This window comes from Alkalibacter mobilis (assembly GCF_015594845.1).
GTDB classification, from domain to species: Bacteria; Bacillota; Clostridia; order Eubacteriales; family Alkalibacteraceae; genus Alkalibacter; species Alkalibacter mobilis.
In genome coordinates this window covers 16146-39303 of record NZ_JADNRK010000019.1, presented here as the reverse complement: position 1 = coordinate 39303, position 23158 = coordinate 16146, and the positions used below count along the sequence as shown (strand labels likewise).

The following is a 23158-nucleotide window of genomic DNA, read 5'->3' as shown; positions in this document are numbered from 1 at the left end:
GAAATGGACAACGGGTAAGCGATATCTTGATATGGAAGAATACCATCAACATCGATTGGCCAAAAATACCACTGTTGCTGCTTAAAAAACTAACCGAGGGAATTTACACACTTTTTCGGACTTGACTATCCTAACCAGTTTTCATCTCTAAATCTTAATATATATTCTTTAACAATTTTTTTATTAATTTATCAGCCTGAGGCAAAATCAACAATCATATGATGTATTTTGAAATCATAATTTGGAGAAATCTCTTTATATAAATTAAAGATTTAAGAAAATAAGAAAGAGCACATCTTTGGCCATAAAAATATATGCTAGCTGATTTGCTTTAAGGCTCAATTGTCACTTTAACGCTCGAACTATGGATGATGCGACATAAAAAAAATTATTCTGTTTAAGAAAGGAAAGGGATAAACATGACAAAGCAAGTTAAACGCTTTCTTATAAGCATAGCTTTAACTCAAAGCATCTTATTTGCAGTGTTGGTATATTCTGCCTTCAACCCGCAATACATGCGTTTGTTCACCACTTTAAGCAGCTATATGATTCCAGCTACGATAGTGGGTATTCTTGGATTAATAAAAAATCAAGCTGACAAATCTAAGAATTAAACCCTTCATGTATCAGAATTATGCAACTTCTATGACGGAAAAATATTTAGGCAGAATATAGGAGTGCAAATATGATAAAAATTTTTCGTAAATTTGAATGATGAGGTTGATTATCAACCCGTGAACTTCCCAAATTAATTGGGAATCTTAATCGGAACATTAATTTGTCGCTAAAACCTCGAAAAATCTCAATGCTGATTAAAAAATGATCACTTTAAATTATACAGGTATAACTTGTTGGATAGTTAGAGGTCTTTCTTTAAACTGTCCAACATTTGGATTTCGGTTCAATTTGCGATGAACAGACTATTTTATTTACGTCAGTATTTAAATATCATATAACCCAAAAACAAAAATACAAAAATTAGAATTAAAAAAAAGCATACTAATATTACTGGAACGATTTTATAAGAATCAATTCCCAAAAAATCGTCTAATACCATGTCGAGATAAATGAATACTAATAAAAAGATTATAATAAAAAATAAAGTAATAAACACAGTTTCCATATTATTCACCTTTATCTAAATATACATCCTAATAAACCACCAAAATATTCCCACCACTTTCAATATTCAGACCATCATATACAGAATCTTTGCTCTCCAACGACCCTAATTCAAAAACCACCGATTTACCATTAAATACATTGACAGAAACTGAATCACCCTCATTACTCTCAATGTCACCATCTACAACTTGTACAGCAAATGTAGAATTTCCTGTTGTGTAAACATTTTCGCCAGTTGCCATGTTAAACTTCTTTACAGTGGATTTAGATTCGAAATAGGCTCCCACATCGCTAATAAAATATAACCCACTCCTAGACCAGGAATTATTCTTGATGACATATTTATACACAACACCCTTTTCTTCCGTTTCATAGCTCATGAAGAAACTTCCGGTAGGTGTCGCATTCTTATTCTCTCCATAATTGACAATAAATCCAAAGTCAGACTCGCAATCAACTATAGATCCACTTCCCTCGACACGACTGTCTCTATTTCCGCTGTCAGCTACCACAACTGCTTTGGTATCAACAGCTGAGGTATAATATTGATTGTCTTGAATTTCAACAGTGATTTCGTACAACCCGACAGGAATAACAGCATCCGAAGTAATTTCAATTGCACCGTTCGACTTGACGGTACTTTCAAAAGCGAAACCATCATTATCAGACAAGCTTTCAAGTTTAAATACAAATTTTAAACCAATTAGCTCTCCCGAGCAACCGTCATTATCTTGTGTAAGAATTCCTTTTAAATTAATGAATGTCATGTCATCTTCGTTTCCATATACTTTATCTTGGTTGACCCACTTAAATATATCTCCACCATATTTTACGTATAGTGTTTCATGGGTGATGGTATACTTGCCCTCAACTCCCACGAATAAGTAATTGTCAGCCGACAATGCTTCTACACTTACCGTTATCGGATATACCCCCTGCAGACTTGATGATGTCGCTGTTGTTTTCAAAGTCGCTGGTAATCCACTCACTAGGTTTTCATCTTCTCCTTCAACAAAACCGATCATGTGATATGTTAACTCTTTAAGAGGATCACTGTACTGGGATGTCTTATCATCAGCTATAACTTGAATCTCCTTCTTTTCAATCACTATCTCTACTGAACCTAAGGTATAATTGTAGTTGCCATTGGGATCGGTGAAACTCCAATTGGCCGTTCCACCTCTTACGTCGGTAAACGTTGCTCCAAGATCCAGTAATACATTTAAGTCCTCTCCGTCCACTCCCATAGCTGTACCAGTCGCTCCATATTCGTGACCGTCATAGGTTACTGTTGTTCCATGGACTTCGATTGTTGCATCTGCTTTCTGGGCACTTACCATAAAGCTTATTTCTGTAGCAGAATTATAATTTTCATTGCCAGCTTGTTTAAAATGGATGATTCCGGCAGTCGTTCCGCTGATCATGCGAACAGTAGCATAACCTTCTCCACTTTCACCAAGTATAATTTCACAACCCGCTTCAGCCTCTATAGCAACTGAAAGTTCGGAACTTGCTGTCGCCCTTACAACAAAAGTATCGCCAAAGGTTGCATTTGTTGGCGGTGCCTGTATAACTGTAATGGTTTGATCTGAAACTGTCTGGAATGCGCGCAGGTACGGATAAGTAGCATCTTCAATAATTCCCCAGACATTCGTAAAGTCCCAATATTTAAATGTGTCCTGTTGCATCATTTCCTCTGTTGTCCTAGGCTCTCCTTTACCAGTATCACTACACCCAGATGTGTTTTGGTCATAATAACAATTTATTAGAGTTCCCAGCCAGTTCTGCCCCATAAAACCCCCTTCATATAATTCGATTGGCGAAGACCCGGTCACCGCTCCAATACTGTAGCAATTTGTAATCACAGCAGAGTCTGATTCGTTCCTGGCCACTAGCCCACCTATATATAGATAGCTACCAGAACCGGTACAATCGCTTTCGCTGTAGGAATTTGTAATATTTCCAATATTGTATGCAACCAACCCTCCAACGAGAACAAAATGAGAATCACCAGAACTGCTCAGAGTTCCAGAACTATAAGAATTTTTTATATCCCCCTGCCAGTTGCATGCGCTTAAACCAGCTACTTCTACATAATAACCTGAACCAGTTACTGCGCTAGTACTAAAACAGTTTTCTATGGTGCCTCTATCATTACTGCCGACTAAACCGCCCAGACGCACACCTTCAGAATCACCCTTAACAATTCCGCTGCTATAGCAATCTATGATAGTTCCATTAAGGTTTGTACCGACTAATCCTCCTATGGACATAATATCTGAATTAGCTCGATACGTTTCAAAAATGGTTTGACTACTACTATAGCAGTGCAGTATATTCCCAACATTATAACCTACCAATCCTCCTAAATTAACGCTAAATCCAGATCCCGTCACCAGTCCATTACTGTAGCAATGTTCAATAATACCGCTATTATATCCAACCAACCCTCCTTCCTTCACAGTAAATCCATCTCCTGTTACCGTTCCTATACTATAGCAATTTATAATAGTTCCATTGGAATTATATCCCGCTAGTAATCCTATATAAATTTCGTTATAGACATCTACATCTTTAGAACCTTTGATGTGTTCAAATTCATTTATTTCAATACCCAAATTTTTGATTGTACCGCGACCATATTCACCGCCATCTGAAACATATCCAAAAAATCCAACATAGTCTAGATAATTATCAATGAATATACCCTCTATCATATATTCTTTTCCATCAAAAGAACCTGTAAATGGGTCACTTTCCGATCCAATCGGTATCCAGCCGTTAAACGGATAATTCGCTTTTAGATATTCCGACAAGTCAATATCATTACCAAGCTCGTAATAAGCGTCAAGATCATTTCTCACTTCATCGAGTTGTACCGCTGTTTTTATCCTGTAAGGATCAACTTCAGTCCCTGCTCCTTCTCCACTAAATGCAAACACCTGTGTAGAGTTGATACCCATAACAACAAGTGAAATTATAAATACCATGAAAACTATTTTTGGTGAAAAAGAACTTCTTTTCTCCATAATAACCTCTCCCTCCCAGAAACCCCATTCTTTTTAAACAAGCAAATTATATTTTCATACATAGCTTTATACTACAAATCTGTCAAAACAAAAAAACAACCACCTGAAAAAGTATTTGTATACCCCGTTAATTTCATATTCATCTTTTTTAAGTCTTAATAAGTCAACATGGAAATCATGGGCATTCCCCCTGCAATAAACAAACATATCTTTCCATTTCTTAGCAAGATTACTATTAAGAAAAAATAAACTACAAGCAACATCTCTTGTATATCCCTGACCAATTAATCTGATTTCTCTGTGCTTTGTTTCTAGATTTTGGATTAGTTTAAGATAAGTTTAGAAGTGTTCATAGAAGTAGATTTTGAGATCAATAAGTGAAGAGGTAGATCAGTAATGTTATCACTTGAACAATAGTCGGAACTATTTATAAAATTCATTGAATTTATACCCGTTCAACCGAACGTAAAACTAATGACGAAAATTAATCCGGGCTAAATTACACAACCTCAAATAAAAATAACCTTTATAAATTAATTTTCCTAAGTTAAAAACACCCGAGCAACACGGATCCACATTTATATTATAGCCAAATCGTTAAGAGCAAACCCATATTTCAATAAATATTTTTGATGGCATCTTTCAGCTCCAAATTACCCTTTGATAAGAACTATTCCCTGGTGGAGATAAGTGGTCACAAAACAATTAACATATATTTCCATGGCTAATAAGTGGCTAATTGCATAAAAAATCAGGACTCCGAAAAGTCCTGATACGTAGTCTAATGGCGTGCCCGAAGGGATTCGAACCCCCGACCTCTTGATTCGTAGTCAAGCACTCTATCCAGCTGAGCTACGGGCACATCATCAAGTATTATACCATAATTATTTGGTTTTGGATTGAAATATTATTAAATTTCTTCCCTGAAAACTATTTTTCCGTTTTTCATCGAATCTACTATGGCCAGGGATTTTAAGTCGATGCCTCTATTTCTAAGTTCATCTCCTCCACCTTGGAAACCTTTTTCCACCACGATCCCCACTCCTTGAAGCTTCGCACCGGCTTGGTTTATGATGCTCTCCAAGCCTATGATGGCTTTACCATTTGCCAAAAAGTCATCTATAACCAAGATGTTTTCATCTGGGTTTAAGTATCTCTTTGAAACCATGACCTTGTAGCTCTTCTTCTTGGTAAATGAGTAAACCTCACTGTGATATATGTCCTTGTCCAGATTCAAAGATTCGGTCTTCTTTGCAAACACTACAGGCACGCATCCGAAATGCTGGGAAACCACACAGGCAAGTCCGATACCTGAAGCCTCTATGGTAAGGATCTTATCTATTTTCTTGTTCTTGAAATGAGCTTTGAACTCTTTTCCAATCTCATTATAAAGATCTACATCTATCTGATGGTTTAAAAAGGAATCGACTTTTAAAATATCGTCGCCTATGACGATCCCGTCTTCCAAAATTCTCTTTTTTAAGATTTCCATTATACCCTCACTTCCAAAATACGGGAGCAAGGTTAACCCCTTGCCCCGATATGTTTATATTAATATGCTCTGGCAAAATACGCCATTTCTTCAGATTTCTCGCCGCAACATACACAGCTGCCGTCTCCGATTTTTTCCTGCTCGAAAGGAACACATCTTAATGTAGCTCCTGTTTCTTCCTTGATCTTGTCTTCACACTCTCTGCTACCGCACCAGTTAGCTTTTATAAAGCCTGGATTTGCCGCTAATTTTTCTTTAAACTCGTCCATGCTGATGGCAACGGAGGTTTTTTCCTCTCTCATTTTAAGCGCTTTATCGAAAATATTCTGCTGAATTTCTTCCAACAGCTTTTCAACTTCTTCTTTTAAGTTATCCAAGGAAACTTGGATCTTTTCGCCGTTGTCTCTTCTGGCTAGAACGCATTGATTGTTCTCAATGTCTTTTGGACCTATTTCAAGTCTTATAGGCACACCCTTCATTTCCCATTGGTTGAACTTCCAACCTGGTGAGTATCCGTCTGCATCATCGATTTCAGCTCTTACATCATCCTTAAGTTCGTTGAATATCTCCCAAGCTTTATCCAAAACGCCTTCTTTATGTTGAGCAATAGGAATGACTACAAGTTGAGTAGGCGCGATCTTTGGAGGCATCACAAGCCCGTTGTCATCACCGTGAACCATTATCAATGCACCAATAAGTCTTGTGGAGATCCCCCAGGATGTGTGATAAGGATATGCTTGATTATTGTCTCTGTCCAAATATGTTATATCAAAGGCTTTTGTAAAGTGCTGGCCTAGATTGTGAGAAGTTCCAGACTGCAATGCCTGACCATCGTGCATCAAAGCTTCCATGGTATAAGTTGCATATGCGCCGGCGAATTTCTCTTTTTCACTTTTTTTGCCTACCACCATTGGAATCGCCAAATATTCCTCTGCCACTGTCTTGTAGATATCGAGCATCTGCATGGTCTCAGCCTGTGCTTCATCGTATGTTTCGTGCAAGGTATGACCTTCCTGCCACAAGAATTCCGAAGTTCTAAGGAAAGGTCTTGTAGTCTTTTCCCATCTTACTACGCTGCACCACTGGTTATAGAGATAAGGTAATTGTCTGTAGGTATTTAGCCATTTTGAGTACATGCTGCATATGATCGTTTCAGACGTTGGTCTGATACAAAGCCTCTCACCCAGTTCCTTGTCCCCTCCGTGGGTTACCCATGCAACTTCTGGAGCAAACCCTTCAACGTGCTCGGCTTCTTTCTTGAGCAAGCTTTCAGGGATCAAGAGAGGAAAGTACATATTCTTATGTCCGGTCTCTTTAAATTTTTTGTCGTATTCCTTTTGGATGTTTTCCCAGATTGCATATCCGTATGGTCTTATGACCATAAATCCCTTTACAGGTGAATAGTCAACCAACTCGGTCTTTGAGATTACATCTGTATACCACTGGGCAAAATCTTGATCCATTGGAGTTATTGCTTCAACCTTTTGTTTCTTTCCCATTATAAATCCTCCTTCAAAATAAAAAACTCCCGTCCAATAAAGGACGGAAGATTATCCGCGGTACCACCTTAATTAACATAAATGTTCCACTCATTTTGATAACGCATCTCTGCGGCATGTTTCCATGCGGCTCAAAGGCGGGTTCTTCGGATCCAAATACGGATTTGCACTGCCATCCGCTCTCTGAAATTTGGTTTGTCCATTTACTATTCCTTCTCAACACCATATATTCATATCCATCTCATTATAAAAAATCCGTCAATTCATGTCAACTGATTTCGCATTAGCTTTTTTATGTCAACTTTATTTCAAGTCTTGGTTGACATAATTCTTTCTATGTCTTATACTTTATAAAAACTACATTCCGAAGGAGCACAACATGAAAACTTCAAAATCTATCAATACTAAAGCCATGATCTACTGCGCAATATTTGCTGCCCTTATTTCTGTCGGTGCACTTACCAGGATCCCTGTACCTATGATCCCTTTTACATTGCAATTTTTATTTACCAATCTTGCAGGGATAATGCTGGGTCCTGTATACGGAGCCATCTCAGTTTCCATCTATGTGGCTCTAGGCCTCATGGGACTGCCCGTGTTTGCAAGCGGCGGAGGCCTTGGATACGTCTTTCAACCTACCTTTGGTTACCTTTTGGCATTTATTCTGGGAGCTTTCGTTGCCGGCAAAATGACTCAAAAAGAAGGCTTCAGAAACTTCAAGGGATATTTATTGGCTAGTTTTACAGGCCTTTTGATAGTATACATTCTTGGTTTTATATATTACAATTTGCTTGCTGTTTTTGTCCTTAACATCAATGTAGATCCCGGTCTGCTTTTCCTTCATGCATTTCTCATGCCACTTCCGGGAGATGTGGTTTCCTGTATTCTAGGTTCCATGCTGGCTGTTAGGATTCCTTCAATCAGAAGACAAATCAGTTTCAACTTTTAAATTCTCATCAGCAAAGAATTCTTCCAGTACCGCTGTGTTGTCATCGGGAATCCAAAAACTTTTCCCATCAATCATTTTTGATCTTCCGGACAGTGTGTAATAGGTTATGGCACCTTCCGGAAGCTGTTTCATATATGCGGCCAATGCCAACATCTGCTTTGATGTCAAATTGGTTTGAGTGCCTTCCTTGTAATTTATAACTATCTTCATGGCTTCGATCACTTGTCCGTCGTTTTTGAGCTGCCCGTACAAACTGGCAAGAAAATTCTGAACCCTCAAAATTCTATCTATGTCCCCACCCGGGGTACTTCTCCATTGAAGGTATAAAAGAGCCTGATCTCCATCTATCCTCTGTATGCCTTTAGTAATCCTCACATTACGTGCTGAATCGTACATTTCGACTTCCACATTTATATCGACACCACCTATGTCGTTGACTATATCAGGTACGGGATCCATCTTAATGGCAAAGTAGTAATCAATGGGCTTGTCTCCTACAAATTTGCTGACTGCCTCGGCGCTGGCCTCAGGTCCCATCCCCTCCCTGCTACCGAACGCATATGCATGCCCCAATTTGTCGTAATCATCCCTTATTGGCAAGTAGGCACGAGTATCTCTTGGAATACTGATTATCTTTACCATATTCAGATCCAGATCCAGTCTTGCGATCACTATGATGTCCGATCTGTATATTCCTATATTACGGTCTTTTGATTCATCTATCCCTAAAAATAAAATATTTATCTTATTGCTGCTCGGTGTTCCTATTGCATCCAAATAATCGTTTTCATCTTCGACTTTAGAATTCTGACCCTGTATCACCTCCGGTTCTTCACTATCCATGTTCTCCGGTTCTTCTGTTTTTTGATCGGGAACCAAAGCTGTTTTATAGTCCATGGCATCCAAAATAAATTTACCGGTGGCTAACGCTAAAACTAAAATTATGATGATAACCGTAATCCAAATTTTTTTTCTTTTCATGAAGATCATCTACTTTCGAAAATTCTTAGTGATTACATTGCTGCTTGTAGGTTATTTATACCCTATTTCAAGCAATTATGCACTTATATGATCACACTCACTCAAAGACATTTCCTTCTACTGTCGTCTCGGACTGCTGCCCCCCGTCAATATCAATGGGTATCATAGAACTTGATCCGCTTATTCTATTATTCGTGATATACACGTTTTTTGCATCAGGGTTGTTCAATCGAACTCCCTTTGAAGTAATTCCAGTGAGCGTATTATCGGCAAACCTGATCGTGTCCATATCATGAGAATACCCTTCACTCCACCCGCCTACCGTAAATCCAGTATTGCAGTCGCTGATGGTGTTGTCATGGATATCCACGTTATTCAAAAGCCCACCCTTCTCTGCGGCCACTGCTATTCCAAGTCCGCAATTATAGATATTATTTTCATAGATTTCGATATATCCGGAAGTAGCTTTATAAGCATCGATGTATATCCCTATCTTTGGTATGTGGTGTATGGTGTTGTTGTAAATTTTTCCATCTGATGATCCATTCTTGGCATCTATGGCTTCTCCACCCTTTCCAGTCACATCATTTGTAAAATCAAAAACTTCGTTGTTTTTGATCTCAAAGTTATCTACATTATCCAAAGATATCCCTTCCTGGGAACCGATATCGGTACTAATGCAGGCCCTTTCTATGGAATTGCCATCAATTATTATATTGTCGGCCTGGCTGAAGATAATTCCAGATGCCTGAGTATTGAATGTTGAGCAGCTCAAAATTTCAACATGGCTCGATCCCTCAGAATCCGTAGTGGAACCAAATCCCGCCCACCTTGAATTTTTGACGTTTATGTTTTCTATCTTTACATAGCTTTGCTCATTAATGTCAAAAAGGCTGCTCCAATTATATCCCCAATCTATGCCGCTTCCGTCAATAATCACAGTTTCATCCTTAAAGCTCTTAAATACGATGTATTTTTCTGGTTCTCCGGAGTTTTTGAGCAGAACTTTTTCGTTGTAAATCCCTTCCCTTATCAGCGCCACTTCTCCGGCCTTCAAACTGTCTGCCGCCTTTTGTATGGTTTTCCAGGGTTCGGTCAAAGTTCCCGGATTTTTATCATCCCCTTCTACAGAAACATAGAATGTATTCTCGATCTTGTGGTAATCAGAAGAGCATCCCCCAAAAACCCCTGCAAATAACAGAACCACCAGCACCACAACAGTGCTTTTCTTTTTCATTCGGGCCGCCTCTTTTCATATGAACACAAACAAAAGACTCCAAATTGTCGGATGCATTCACTTCCGTCAATTTGGAGCCTGACTCAACAACTTATATTTTTATTATACTACACTTTTATTGTTTTTAGTTGGCTATCGTGTAGTTGGTTCCCATTAAAGCTACACCAAATGCAGTTCCATATGTATTACCATCAATGGTGGTTTCAGACATCAATCCTCCGTCCATAACTATGGTTCCACCGCTGATTTTGTTGTTTGTCACGTAAACATTTGTAGCATCTGGGTTATTTAGGCGTATATTTCCGCCGCTTACGGTGTTTTTATTGAATTTGATATTATCCATGGGGCTGACATAGCTGTAGTTCCAACCCGCAACTGTGTAAGCTACCTTGTTGTTTTTAAGTGTGTTGCTGTAGACATTCACATTCTTAAGTACTCCGCCTTTTTCAGATGCTATGGCTATTCCAAGACCGCAATTGTATACATTGTTTCCGTAAATTTCGATATTGCTTGAATTCTTGGTGTAAGCATCGACGTAAATACCAATTTTAGCTATATCGTGAACTGTGTTATTGTAAATCTTGCCGTTTGATGAACCGTTCTTAGCATCTATGGCTTCTCCGCCTGCTCCCTGAACGCTATTGGTGATATTAAACACCTTGTTGTTACGGATGGTAAAAGTAGCAACGTTTGAAATGGATATGGCTTCTTGCGACCCACTTGCAGTACAGGCTTTCTCTACCGAATTTCCGTCAATCGTGATGTTTCCTGCATGGTAGAACGCAATTCCTGATGCTTTAGTATTGTAAGTAGAACAGTTCGTCACTGTTACATATTGACTTCCGTTGCTGTCAGGCTGAGATCCAATTCCGCCCCATCTTGAATTGACGACCCTGAATCCGTTGATCTTGATGTAATGTCTGGAGTTTACATTAAACAATGTACCCCAACTGTATCCCCAGTCAATTCCGCTTCCGTCGATAACAACTTTATCCCCTGGATAGTTTGTAAATGTAATATAGTTGCCGCTGGTTCCTGAATTCTTTAGGACTACTCTTTCGTTATAGGTTCCTTCTTTTACGTATACGGTTTGTCCCGCCTTAAGTGTACTTGCTGCTTTTTGTATGGTTTTCCATGGAGCTGCTTCAGTGCCAGGGTTTGCATCATTCCCTGATTTAGAGACGAAAAATGCTCCCGCTACTGTAGCCGGCTTGGTTTCCTGGACCGGCTCTTCGGCCTTTACAGGTTCAGTTGCCGGTTCGGTTTTTGGCGCAGTTGTTGTAGTTGTTTCCGTCTTAGTCGTTGTTGTCTCTGTTGTAGGTGCTGTGGTTGTCGTGTTCGCCACACTTGTATTGTCACGTGAAGTTGTTATGCTGTTTGAAGTGGTTGTAGTTTTTGTACCTTCAGTAGATGCGGTTGTTTCTTTTTTTGCTGCGGAAGTATTCGTGTTTTTTACTTCTTTCGTTTTATCCTCGCTGTCAACAGATGCAATTTCTTCATCGGTTTTTTCAGCTTCGATTGAAGATTCAACATTTTTGTTTTGCTTTTTCATTTGCAAAACCATGTCTTTGTCATCTTTAGCCATTACGCTGAAACCTACACCTTTGAATGCCAATTCTGCAGTTTCTTCAGTTGTTTCAACATTTTGTTCCGTCAAGCTTTCGTTACTGTCCCCTTTGCTTGCTGTCAGATTAAAAGTGTCAGGTGAAGCAAAAACTGCTCCTACTATGGCAATCATTAGTGCAAGACTGACGAATGCCATTACAAATTTCTTATTGATCTTTTTCATGTTTCTCTTTCCTCGACTTTTTTATTTGCCGATTTATCTATCGACTTTCCAGCTTACCGACCTTATGCTCCTAAAGGGCTGATGCAATCTCAACTTTCGTTTTTGCGCAAATAAAAAAACTTCCTTTGGTAGCTGGCTGCCATTTTAAAGGCCCTGTAGCTTTGCGACCCTGCTTTTCAACAGGTTTGCTATTATCATTTGAAGTTTGTTTTACCTGAAAACAAAAACTCCTCAGCTGATTTGTCTTACGAAATAACCTGTAAGACCCTTGATGCAACTGATGTTAACATAGGGTTAGACTTAAGTCAACATTAAATTTTCTGCTGAATTTTTGTGCATTTTCAAGCTTTGTATACATTTTTGTAATTTATTTCTTCCTATATAAATCATTCTTTAATCGACTAAACTTTCATCGGCTTGCTTTGTTCAAAACAGCCCCCACAATTTCGGCTCCCGCAGACTCAAATTGCTCCATTGCGTCCCCAATTTGCTTGAATGTGGTCACTCCTGTTGAGATCACCAAAATCACTCCTTTTGATTTTGCAGATATCACCACACTGTCAGGCCCATCATTTAATGAAGGTCCGTCCAGTAAAATCAAATCATAGGTGTCCTTCAAAAGCGCGAGAAGCTTGTCAAATTCATCGGACATAAAAAGTTTTGTTTGATTTTGAGTTTTCCTCCCTCTCGGCAGATAGTACAAATTCTCACCCATCCTCTCAATAACTTCGGTTGGTGTTGTCTCGCCTTCCAAACACTCAACCAAACCAGGACTTGGTTTGAGTAATTGATGTTTACTATCTTCTCTGCTCCTGAGATCACAAGCCACTATAATTGTTTTCATACTCGTTCTGCTGCTATAAAGTCCCAGCCCCTTTGTAATGGTTGATTTCCCCTCTTTGGGATTACAACTGGTGACCAAAAACATTTTTGATTTCAATTCATCTCTTGCTCCAAGTTCAATATTGGCAACTATCGTTTCGTACGCATTCTTTACATGCAGACTATTAATATCTCGTTTTATTATTCTACTTATCATGCCTTGTCCTCACCTTCATCGGTTGCGTATTTAGGTATCGTTCCTAAAATCCTTAAGCCGAATCCTTCGCTCAAATCTTCTTTTGAGTACACTTTAGGATTAAAATATTCTAAAAGATAGACTGCACTGAACCCAAAGGCAAACCCGGCTACAATTCCAAGAAAAGCCATTGCTGTCGTATTTTTCGGTTCAGGCTTTTCAGGTACGGCAGCCTCATCCAGTATGCCTACATTATCGGTGTTCAGGAGTTCATGTATTGTAACAGCAAATTGCTCAGCCATGGCATTTGCCACATTGGCAGATATGACAGGATCACCGCTCCTTGCCGTGATATAAAATATATTTGCATCTATGCTGCTTTCTATATCGACCATCGATAAAATCTCTTCTTCAGACAAATCGTATACTGAGAGTTGTTCTTGAACTACCGAAATTACCCTGCGACTGTATATTACATTACTAAACTGCTCTAAAACTTCTCTGCTGAGCTCAATATCATAATATTCCAACTGAGCCCCTTCTTCCTGGAGTTTGCTCAGATCCATGGAATAGAGAGTGACTTCAGCGTCGTATACCGGTGGAGAAAAATACGTCATTGCCATCCCCGCCAGTCCTCCGACTAGTGTCATCGATATGATCATCCACCATTTTCTTAAAACTGCTCCTGCCATTCGCCTTAAGTTCACTAAGATCATCTCCCGTCTTATAAAACAAGTCTATTTCTTTCCAGGCATCACTGATTTCAATCTGGTAACAGTAGCCAAAAATGCTTTTCTGTCGAAAAAAAAGTTGAACAATACCCCAACAATCAAAGCCCAAATAAATACTCCCATGGCCCATTTTACCCATTGCTCGTAATTCTTGATGTTCATGTTGATTATCGTCCTAAACGGCAAATATGAAATCGCCACTATTATGAACATCCTGACTGTCCTTAATAATGTCGTCACTGGTTTCACAGTTGGTATTGACTTCTTTACCGCCATTATGAGTCCTATGACCCAGTACAACACTGATATCACCATAGCAGCAAGAACCCCTGTCATTTCAAAGAACTGAATTGCTATAATTCCCATGGATATCAGCACAAATACTTGAATTATATTCACATTTCTGGTTTCTCTGTATAAACCCGAAGAATTGATCAATGCCGTATACGGTATCCTTATATTGAATAATATTCCCCAAACAACGAACAGATAACCATACAAATTATTACTATATTCAATATCTGTAACACCTTTTGTATAAATGCTTATAAATGGGTTTATCAAAATGAGCGCGCATGCGTATAAAACTGCAGTGATCCCAAATATGAAGAATTCAAATTGGTCCTGTACTTCTTTTAGTTTTTCGGTTTCATTATTCGCAACTATATTTCCAAACAAGGCTGAAACTCCTGCTGTAAAAATGGAAGTTATGGCAATCAACCCGGAAAAGACCATATTGTATATGGAATATACGCTGGCCATTTTCAATGATGAGAAAACGGAAATTATCACGATGGGTGCAGATGTGTTGATACTTACACTGAGCTTCATTATCAAGGCATCCCATCTGCGTTTAAGATATTTTTCCTCTGCAGGTTCTTTATATGTTATATACGGGTAGTATTTTTTTACATAGCTTGATAACAGCATCACCCGCAACAAAAAAGAAACCAATGGAACGGTTCTTACCAACACGATGTTTGCATTTAGAGAAATCATGAATGCTGTAATGGCAAAATTTACTATATATGCCAACAGCAAAACTATGGATATTACGTATTCCTTTTGGTCAGCAATAATAAGGACCCTGTATTTAGCCATTGTAAAAAATTCCAAAGCTCCGAAAGTTCCTATAACCAAAACCAGCAAAAATATTGTCAAGGTCCCTGTTGTTTCATTCTTTACGATAAAAGGGTATATTGCGGACAATCCAATGACCAAGGCAAAGTATATGGCACTGGCTTTTATGTATGAATCTTTAGCCAATGTTACTATCCCGTCTATCTCACTTTGATCATTGTTAGCCAGCGGTTTGTAAAGAGCGTATATGAGCGCAGTGCCCAGTCCGGCTTCAACATAACTGAAATATGATACAAATTGCACTACGGAGGATACCAATCCGTTGATTTCAGAACCATAGGTCGTGAGGTACATTCTTGTCAAAACAAGCCCACCGGCAATGGTAGCCGCTTGAAGCAATGCAAATGAAGCTGAATTATATAAAAATCTTTTAGTTCTCAATTTGATTGCCCCTTTACAGGAAGTATGCGTCGTGTTCAGGCTTTCTTTTTTCTTCAGGCGGCAACTTCATGTAGTCACCGTACAATTGTTTCAAGTACCCTTCCCAATCAGCAGGAGCGGGATACTTTTCTCCTTCAAAATCCATATAATACGGTTTCCCGAATCTGGATGCTTCATGTATCTGCTTCTCATAACTGTATCTACTTGCAGTACTGCAAACCAATTCACTGTTTGAGTCCTCGAATTGCCTGATTATTTTCTCTCTTTTATCCATAAGAAATGGAAATGAGATTGGATTTAATATTTTTTGCACGATTTTTTTCCCTATCAATTTGTAATTTAAAAATCCTCTATCGTATATGTAACACGATTTTAAGAATATAAGTTTGTCTATCCTTCTTATAGCATTCGCATGTTTTTTTTGTTCTTCCTTATCTTCAGGTATCTTGTCCAAAGGGAATATATCAAAATATACGCTTTTATTGAACTTGAGATGCTCAGAATATTTTTCATCGATAAAGGTTCCTAAAATGCAGATCCGTGCCATGGATTGGTAAAAAAATCGATCTGTTTCATATGTCTGCAAAAAATATTTCTCACTCAACTCTTCTTTACATATTTCTGTAAATTTTTCGTAATCCGGTCTCATCATGGCGATGTCTATATCGTCATCCCAAGGGATAAAGCCCTTATGCCTGACTGCTCCAATAAGAGACCCTCCGATAAAGTAGTATGTTATGGAATTTTTTCCGCAAATCCTATCTACCTCTTTTAGTGTTTCAATCTGCATGCGTTGTAACGTTTTTATATCGATTTTTTCCATGTGATCATCTTCTCTCATCAAAGGATTTTGGATGTCTGTTCAAGCTCATTTTCTGATCTTTTCTATCAATGAAGTTGTCGAAATCTCTTTTGTATAAGGAAGGAATATCATGTCTGCATTGACTGTTTTTAAATCCGCCTCTGTTTTAATATAACGCGGATGCCCCATCCAGTCATCACCCTGAAATAGTGCGTTGAATCTTAGAACCTCCCAAGCTTTAAGTTTGTCCAAGTCAGTTTGAGCTATGGCTTCATCCACATACCTGATGGAAGCAACTATTTCCAAACGTTGTTCAAAAGAAATTATTGGAGTTTTCCCTTTGTAATCCCGTACTAATTCATCAGTATTTACTCCAACGATCAAGTAGTCACATAATTCTTTCGCTCTTCGTATCAGATTTAAATGCCCAATGTGAAACAAATCGAAGACTCCAGTTGTATACCCAATTTCATATTTCTTTTGATCCATCACTTTCACCCTCTCAATAGTTCTCCCAATTCTACAGAACTGAGAAATTCAATATCCGGCCATTTTTTTATTGCCCGGGAAATAAGTTTATGGAAAAGCTCTAAATTTTTATCCCGGTTATTTTCATTTATGAATCCCATATAGTTTAGCCTGTGAGTACTGATTGTTGCTGGTTTGTTCCACTTGAAAGCACTTTCCATATCTAAGAGACAATTTTCGACCCAGTCGTGATCTTCTCTCCATGATGGTTCAAATTTGCAATTTCTTATCAGGTAATGTTGACCGAATTGGTTTTTTTCTCCTATATAATGATCAATTTTTTCCAGTTTTGTACTTCCTTTCGCCATACCAGGTTTTAATTGAAAACGTCCTCCCTGGAGATACCTTATGTCCAGCTTGGACATGACCTCTTCCAAATTTTCATCCCATATATAACATGAAGCTATGAATGACTCTGATACATATCCGAAAGTTCTGTAAAAAAGCTCTGCCCCTTCTCTTACGATTTCGTCCAGCCGTATAAGTTCATCTTTAGAATCGTAATTGAATGAATCCATGTAAGCGTACTCGTTGTCTTGTGTTGTCGACCGGCCTACAGAGATCATATTGTATTTAAATGCCAATTTAACATCATCTTTACCTGCGGATAGATCTCTCATCCAGCGATTTACATTAAGATGTTCTCGACAATGAAGCTGAGGGTAAAATACACCTCCGTCAATTCCGTTTTTTAAGATTTCAAAAGACTTCTTATGCTCCGGATACCTTTGATATGTACGTGTGAATGGTTCAAAATGATATTCATTGTAATCGGAATCTTTTATCCTTTCAAAATCAGGATTCGCCATGGCGTAGTTCATCGTTAAAACTGGCGTTCTCCCTTTAATGTCCTTAAACTCTGACATCAGATCCATTAAAAGCGATAAATCTCTTTCGCTTTCAAGACAATCATATCTATAGAAAGGATCATCAGATGCGTTATCCCCCAACGAAGTCAATTCCATTAGAATTTCCTTGGATGGCATCCTTATACTTCCCCAATCGTCCGATTCTATTACAACCAGTTTTCTGGAAGTTTCCCATCCGTGCCTGTTTGTATTGTTTCTTACAATATTACGCTTGATTTTTCTGACCTTTTCCAATCCATTCAAAGCTTTCATAAGCACTATCACCTGCATCCCGAGAATTTTCCCACAGATATCCTTTCAACAATAGAAGCAGCAAGGGGAAGTAAAAAAATTCCCTAAAATAAAGTACATCCAGTCCAAACCATGGCATTATTATGGCTGTGGTCATAATAACCATATTGCCCCAATCAGTAAACCCAACATGTGATTTTTCCATAAATCCGTTAAACAGGCTTTTCCACCACATCAACAGTAAGGCGAAGCCAAAAACGCCAACTTGATAAAGGATTTGAATCACAGTCATGTGGGCATTATTAGTATTTAGTTGGATCTGCAGTTGATCCTGGGACAACCCGATCCCAAAAGCCAGTTTATCAATATTTTCCAAAAGATACCCTAAATAGACCTGCCATAAAACCAATCTTCCTGTAGTGAGCGATACTGCATCATTGGCTTTTCCAAATCTCAACAAATAGTAATTGATCTGTTCCTCAAAAATATTGTTTTTCAGGATTATAAATGCTACTGTGCCGATAACCAAAATTATATAGAATTTATACAGGAAAGGTCTTTTCCCAAGCAAAAGATTTATTATCCATAGAGAAAACACCAGCGTTCCACTAATCAGAAAAGCTTTTGAAACGGCCTGCATGGCAAAGTACAACAAGACACCAATGAGTATGATTGATCCCAACACTGTTCTCTTTCTTTTTGTTTTGGTGGCGATTATCAACAATCCTGTAATTGCTACAAGCATCTGAGCTGAAAAATAATTTGGATCGCTGTAAAAAGCACTGTATCTCAGGCCAACTATCATCTCTTGATTCAAATCCATAAACTGGTGTATCCCCGGATTGTCGATAAACACAGTCGAAGCTATGCATGCAGAAATGTTTCCCATGGTCAAAAACAAAATTCCCGTATCAAACTTCAGTTTCCACTTGTATTCCTCCAAATAAATGGGAACGAATAATATCATGGATATAAAGAATATATACTGGGGATTGATGGATAGCCTGTTAAAAAATTTTACCCCCAAGGTAAACGTTATGAACATTATTGATAATGCCAAGTAAGACTTTCTTAGATCTCCATTGTTTTTCAGCCATTTTACAATCATAACAACCAAAAATATCAGCAGTACGATGGAATGAAAAGAGCTGCTTCCAGGATAGGTTCTTAAAAGAGATGACCATGGGAGATAAAATATCATCAGCGGAAGAAAATATTCTCCGGGCGAAGCGAGAACTATTATCAAGAATAGACCTATGGAGCCTAATACCAAAGCTGTGCTGCCCCAGGCATGTCCTATCGACAACAATGTTATGTTGATCAATGAACCAAATAGAATTATTTTATTTTTCTCCTTTTGTGATTTGATCGTGCCATTCATGATAGCTTATCCCCTTGTGAAAAGACTTGATCCCTGCATATTGAAGTTTTAAGATTTCGATTTTCCCAATCTTTGATCTTTTCGAAAACTTGAAAACGAAGTACCAGACCAGCAGGTGCTTCAAGATTGGAAAAGCTGTCTCCAACCAAGCACCGTTGTCGAAGAAATATCTTTCATCATACCCCTTGAACCATGTAGAGTCATCCTTATTGACATATGCTATTACAAATGGATGAGAGTAGACTTTAAGACCTCTTTTTAGAGCATCCCGCAAGAACAGGTTGTCTTCACCTGCACAATATCTTGAACCACCTCCAAACAACTGGGTGAAAATCAAGTTGTATTTAAGCAGACTTTCTCTCTTTATCACAAAACTTACAGTCCCATAACGCATGAAATTCCACAATCTAACTCTCTTGACTTTTTCAATGGCAGCTACTTTTCTTTTCGAATCTGTTATGTAACTGAAAACCATCATGTCGCAGTCAGGATGTTCCTTAAAGGCTTTTATCACGCCTTCCGAATACCCATCAGCATAAACCATATCATCGTCTGCAAACATCAAAATATCCCCACTGGAATGGAGTATGCCCATATTTCTATTGTTTCCCACACCTCGATAGGGAGTGGTGACCATCTTGACGGAATTCCCATCAATGATCTGCTCCATATAATCGTATCTTTCTGCCTGATTGGCAAATACTGCATCGGTCTTTATGTTCATATTATTATACTTTTCCAATCCCTTTTGATGCATGGTAACGCACAAGACTTCAACTCTCATTGTGGACCTCGCTATTCTCGCAATCTTTGTCTTTAAACTTTTTCCTTATGATCCCCTTCGCCTTCAGCAATTTCCAGTAGCCTTTTTTCGCAGTGTTTCTCAAACTTATCAAAAAAGGGTATTTGCCTACCATTATTCTCAGATAAGCCACTTCATTGGGGTTCCATTTGTACTTATACTCGGCTACACCGGAAAAATCATAACTTTCCCGACCGTGACCCCTGCAGTATCTGAGCCCGTACCAGAAGAGATACTCGTTTGGCCTATACCACAAATACTCTTTCCGACTTCCTATGCACCAACCGAAGCACTTCTTGTTCATACCGCATCCGATATAACATCCAATAGGTACCCCCTCCGGATTTCTGGCTGTGACGCACACTACCATGTCGGTTTCTCCAAGATGTTTTAACATAAGTTCAATTTTTTTTAATGAAAATGTTGGAACCAGATTTTGCTTGGCAAATACTTCGCATATTTGACTGTACATTTCTCTGGCAAACTCATCATTGGGCTCCGAAATTTCTGCAGTTGCACCTCTATTTTCAAATTGATGTATAAACTGCCGACAATTCCTCTTTACACCTGCAAGTATCTCTTCATCACTTTTGTTGATCGGGATCTCCAAAGTGGTGACCAGCTGAGTCTCGTATTTTATATATTCCATATCTTCAGGACCTAAATTTTTATCAACGATTTCAATATATAAACATCCGGTACTCTTAAAAATGTATTTAACCGTCGGCTCAAGAAGGTCCTTGATCAAGGTGTTATCGTAAAGATCGTAGGACATGTACCTTGTGCTCCATCCTTTGAAGGGGCTTCCAAATATTTTTATTCCAAACTTCTTGATTATGAGACCGGAAAAATAGCCTATCAGTTTTCCATCTTCGGTAATACGAAGTACCACTATCTCTCCGTCATTGTCTTCCTCAAGAAATCTCAACCATTCGACAGAAGTAAAAACACTTTTAGTATCAAAATTGTAATATTCTTCAATGTTTATCTTTTCTATATCGATTCTTTCAAAGTCATACATGTCAAACCCTCCAACAGATCTTTCTTATGATCCTCAGCAATAACCACTTGAGATCCAGCTTTAGTTTTTGTTGAGAACTCAAGTAAACATCTTTTGCTTTATTGCCCTCCAAATAATCCAACAACTCACCTGCAGGTACGAACCATCCATTTTTTTGGTAAAGGTACTCTATTCTCTCTTTGAATGTTTCATTCAATGCGCCCTTGTCTGCAAACCCATAACCAAAATGAGTGTATACAATTGCACAACCGTGATTTTCTACCAATTTATCCACATTTTTGGGATCTAAAAGTCTGTTGAACGTATGGCAATCGTAACCGTCTGAGGAGCTGAACCAGTAATTTGAATAGATGTCTTTTTTTTTCTCTTTGAATGGTGTATGCTTGTCATATTTCAGGGTATCCAGGCCTGTAAATACATGATTTCGCATATACTTGATATTCTTCTTTGCATAATCCCCCCAAAAATACGGACTGCCCACTATTTCTCCGTAGGATTCAGCAATTTTATCTCTCCTGATCGTCTTTGCCGCTAAAAAAATCTTTGATATCGGACTACTGAATCTGCTTCCGGCCCAATAAATATTTCCTTTATTGAACGCATGATTGATAAAGATTTTTGGATGATAACCAACCAAATCTTTGATTTTTTCAAAAGAGTTGATCGTTTCCTCACTGGTAAAATCTCCTGAACCCGGTCCATGGGAAGCTATTTCAAATCCTTTGTCGGATAGATCGGAAATAAAATCTCTGTAATTATGATCCGACAAGCTCTCTCCTTTAAACTCATCCCTCGACGGAAACACCCAGACAGTTTTGGTAGTTATGATCCCTTTTTCATATAAAAAATCGTAGACAGGCTTGCTGTTCTCCACAGTCCCTGCATCTGTATCGTCAATAATGGTAAATGCAAAATCTTTATTATCCGGCCAAAGCACTTAAATCCCCCCACGTCGTCTGTAGACAAGTCAATTCAGCAGCTTATGAAACTGTTCTACTGCCATATCATTGGAATACTTCTGCTCTTTAAGATATCTTTTGCATTTTTCAATCTCCAAAGGATTTGACAGCACAAACATAATTTTCTCATATATTCCCATCTCAGAATTTTCGCAAACATAACCTTCTTTGCCATCGGCGATCATCTCCCTTGCGGATATGGTTTCAGTAGTGAGTACAGGTAGTCCAACGGATTTTGCCTCCATGAATACCATCGGGGCCGCCTCGTGAAATGAGGGCAACAAAAGCAGGTCTGCATTTTTCATGTATTTATAAGGATTAGATTGATTGCCGTACAGGGCAATACTGTCGTCTAACTTTAATTCTGAAATCAAATCTTTTACAGTTTTCCACAAAACGCCGTCCCCTACAATATGCCACTTGGTTTTAAATCCTTCCTGCAATAGTTTTTCGAAAACTTTTATACCTCTAAGAATCCCTTTACCAGCATCCAGCCTGGCAACTGTTAGGACATTCACATAATTTTCATCGTAAATAAATGGACTTTCTTCAGATTTAGTGCGATACTCCTCAAAATCGTGACAGTTATATACACACTTAGTTCTGTTCTTGAGTGACGGCATCGCCTCTAAAAAGCTTTCCTTACATCCTTCGGAAACCGCAGCTATCTTGTTGAAACTATTCATCATTTTTCTAGTGTATTTGGTATTGGCGCCGCATCTGGAAAAATCACAATGTAAAAAAGTCACTTTATTTTTTGCCTTCACTCGTCTGAGAACAAAATCATTACATCCGCCGTAGAGCATGTGCCCTTCCATATTATGAAGAAAAGATACGGCGAAATCGTAACTTTTAAGACTTGGGTGGGTTGAAACCAAAAATCCAATAGGCAAATGGTTGTTAAAAACCTTTGCATAAACCGAGAGCAGAGCTCTCAACAAATACATGGTCAAACCTTTTGATTTGGATTCCTGTTGGGAAATACCCAATAGATTCAGTGGAGCTTTCGCCTCTATCACTTTGATTTTCTTTGGGATGCGATCTTTATATTCTCCTGTATTGCTGAAAAGAAATAAAGTGATGTCGTAATCACTCTCCACAGCTTTTAAAAGATTAATCAGGGATCTTTGTACACCACCTAAATCCAAGTTGTTGTTAACTATCAAAATCTTCTTCTTTTTGTCATTGTCCACT

18 protein-coding genes, 1 tRNA gene, 1 riboswitch and 1 other annotated feature are annotated in these 23158 nt (G+C 38.4%); of the genes, 1 reads left to right on the top strand and 18 read right to left on the bottom strand.

Annotation, left to right across the window (positions count from 1 at the left end):
* Positions 1-1151: 1151 nt before the first annotated feature.
* The 4 genes from IWB18_RS09420 to proS all read right to left on the bottom strand — a co-directional run bounded on the left by IWB18_RS09420 (position 1152) and on the right by proS (position 7145).
* Complete coding sequence (locus IWB18_RS09420; RefSeq protein WP_195683368.1) at positions 1152-4154, bottom strand: GLUG motif-containing protein; 3003 nt, start codon at positions 4152-4154, stop codon at positions 1152-1154.
* A 785-nt stretch (positions 4155-4939) separates the two neighbouring features.
* Positions 4940-5016 (bottom strand) — tRNA-Arg (locus IWB18_RS09415).
* Between the two features lie 48 nt (positions 5017-5064).
* Positions 5065-5646, bottom strand: a complete 582-nt coding sequence (locus IWB18_RS09410) for a xanthine phosphoribosyltransferase (protein ID WP_195683367.1) — start codon at positions 5644-5646, stop codon at positions 5065-5067.
* A gap of 59 nt (positions 5647-5705) precedes the next feature.
* Entirely contained in the window at positions 5706-7145 is a 1440-nt protein-coding gene (gene proS / locus IWB18_RS09405; protein WP_195683366.1) for a proline--tRNA ligase, read from the bottom strand.
* Positions 7146-7181: 36 nt separating this feature from the next.
* Positions 7182-7374 (bottom strand) — a binding site (T-box leader).
* Between the two features lie 150 nt (positions 7375-7524).
* On the opposite strand from proS, the gene IWB18_RS09400 reads away from it, so the two are divergent.
* Positions 7525-8094, top strand: coding sequence for a biotin transporter BioY (locus IWB18_RS09400; protein WP_195683365.1), 570 nt, complete (start codon positions 7525-7527; stop codon positions 8092-8094).
* On the opposite strand, the gene IWB18_RS09395 is transcribed toward IWB18_RS09400, so the two are convergent.
* The 14 genes from IWB18_RS09395 to IWB18_RS12720 all read right to left on the bottom strand — a co-directional run bounded on the left by IWB18_RS09395 (position 8062) and on the right by IWB18_RS12720 (position 23157).
* On the bottom strand, positions 8062-9075 hold the full coding sequence (locus IWB18_RS09395) for an LCP family protein (protein WP_195683364.1): 1014 nt from the start codon (positions 9073-9075) through the stop codon (positions 8062-8064). The genes IWB18_RS09400 and IWB18_RS09395 overlap by 33 nt on opposite strands.
* Before the next feature lie 97 nt (positions 9076-9172).
* A complete protein-coding gene (locus tag IWB18_RS09390) occupies positions 9173-10312 on the bottom strand; it encodes a right-handed parallel beta-helix repeat-containing protein (RefSeq protein ID WP_195683363.1) in 1140 nt (379 codons plus the stop codon).
* 124 nt (positions 10313-10436) lie between these two features.
* The gene (locus tag IWB18_RS09385; RefSeq protein ID WP_225877822.1) at positions 10437-12101 is read right to left on the bottom strand and encodes a right-handed parallel beta-helix repeat-containing protein; all 1665 of its coding nucleotides are present in this window, start codon (positions 12099-12101) and stop codon (positions 10437-10439) included.
* 124 nt (positions 12102-12225) lie between these two features.
* Positions 12226-12301: riboswitch (cyclic di-GMP riboswitch) on the bottom strand.
* Between the two features lie 209 nt (positions 12302-12510).
* Positions 12511-13140, bottom strand: a complete 630-nt coding sequence (locus IWB18_RS09380) for a CpsD/CapB family tyrosine-protein kinase (RefSeq protein ID WP_195683362.1) — start codon at positions 13138-13140, stop codon at positions 12511-12513.
* Entirely contained in the window at positions 13137-13826 is a 690-nt protein-coding gene (locus tag IWB18_RS09375) for a YveK family protein (protein WP_195683361.1), read from the bottom strand. Before IWB18_RS09375 ends, IWB18_RS09380 begins: the two co-directional genes overlap by 4 nt.
* Before the next feature lie 30 nt (positions 13827-13856).
* Positions 13857-15371, bottom strand: coding sequence for a lipopolysaccharide biosynthesis protein (locus IWB18_RS09370; protein ID WP_195683360.1), 1515 nt, complete (start codon positions 15369-15371; stop codon positions 13857-13859).
* 13 nt (positions 15372-15384) lie between these two features.
* Positions 15385-16212: a LicD family protein gene (locus tag IWB18_RS09365; protein WP_195683359.1), complete on the bottom strand. Its 828-nt coding sequence runs from the start codon at positions 16210-16212 to the stop codon at positions 15385-15387.
* A 27-nt stretch (positions 16213-16239) separates the two neighbouring features.
* Positions 16240-16662: an adenylyltransferase/cytidyltransferase family protein gene (locus IWB18_RS09360; RefSeq protein WP_195683358.1), complete on the bottom strand. Its 423-nt coding sequence runs from the start codon at positions 16660-16662 to the stop codon at positions 16240-16242.
* A gap of 5 nt (positions 16663-16667) precedes the next feature.
* Complete coding sequence (locus IWB18_RS09355) at positions 16668-17822, bottom strand: hypothetical protein (protein ID WP_195683357.1); 1155 nt, start codon at positions 17820-17822, stop codon at positions 16668-16670.
* On the bottom strand, positions 17776-19182 hold the full coding sequence (locus IWB18_RS09350; protein WP_195683356.1) for an O-antigen ligase family protein: 1407 nt from the start codon (positions 19180-19182) through the stop codon (positions 17776-17778). Before IWB18_RS09350 ends, IWB18_RS09355 begins: the two co-directional genes overlap by 47 nt.
* The gene (locus IWB18_RS09345; RefSeq protein WP_195683355.1) at positions 19145-19966 is read right to left on the bottom strand and encodes a glycosyltransferase family A protein; all 822 of its coding nucleotides are present in this window, start codon (positions 19964-19966) and stop codon (positions 19145-19147) included. Before IWB18_RS09345 ends, IWB18_RS09350 begins: the two co-directional genes overlap by 38 nt.
* Positions 19956-21005 carry a GNAT family N-acetyltransferase gene (locus tag IWB18_RS09340; RefSeq protein ID WP_195683354.1) on the bottom strand — a complete coding sequence of 350 codons (1050 nt, stop codon included), beginning with the start codon at positions 21003-21005 and terminating at the stop codon, positions 19956-19958. Before IWB18_RS09340 ends, IWB18_RS09345 begins: the two co-directional genes overlap by 11 nt.
* A 1-nt stretch (position 21006) precedes the next feature.
* Complete coding sequence (locus IWB18_RS09335) at positions 21007-21942, bottom strand: hypothetical protein (RefSeq protein ID WP_195683353.1); 936 nt, start codon at positions 21940-21942, stop codon at positions 21007-21009.
* Between the two features lie 30 nt (positions 21943-21972).
* Positions 21973-23157: a glycosyltransferase gene (locus IWB18_RS12720; RefSeq protein WP_195683352.1), complete on the bottom strand. Its 1185-nt coding sequence runs from the start codon at positions 23155-23157 to the stop codon at positions 21973-21975.
* Position 23158 lies beyond the last annotated feature (1 nt).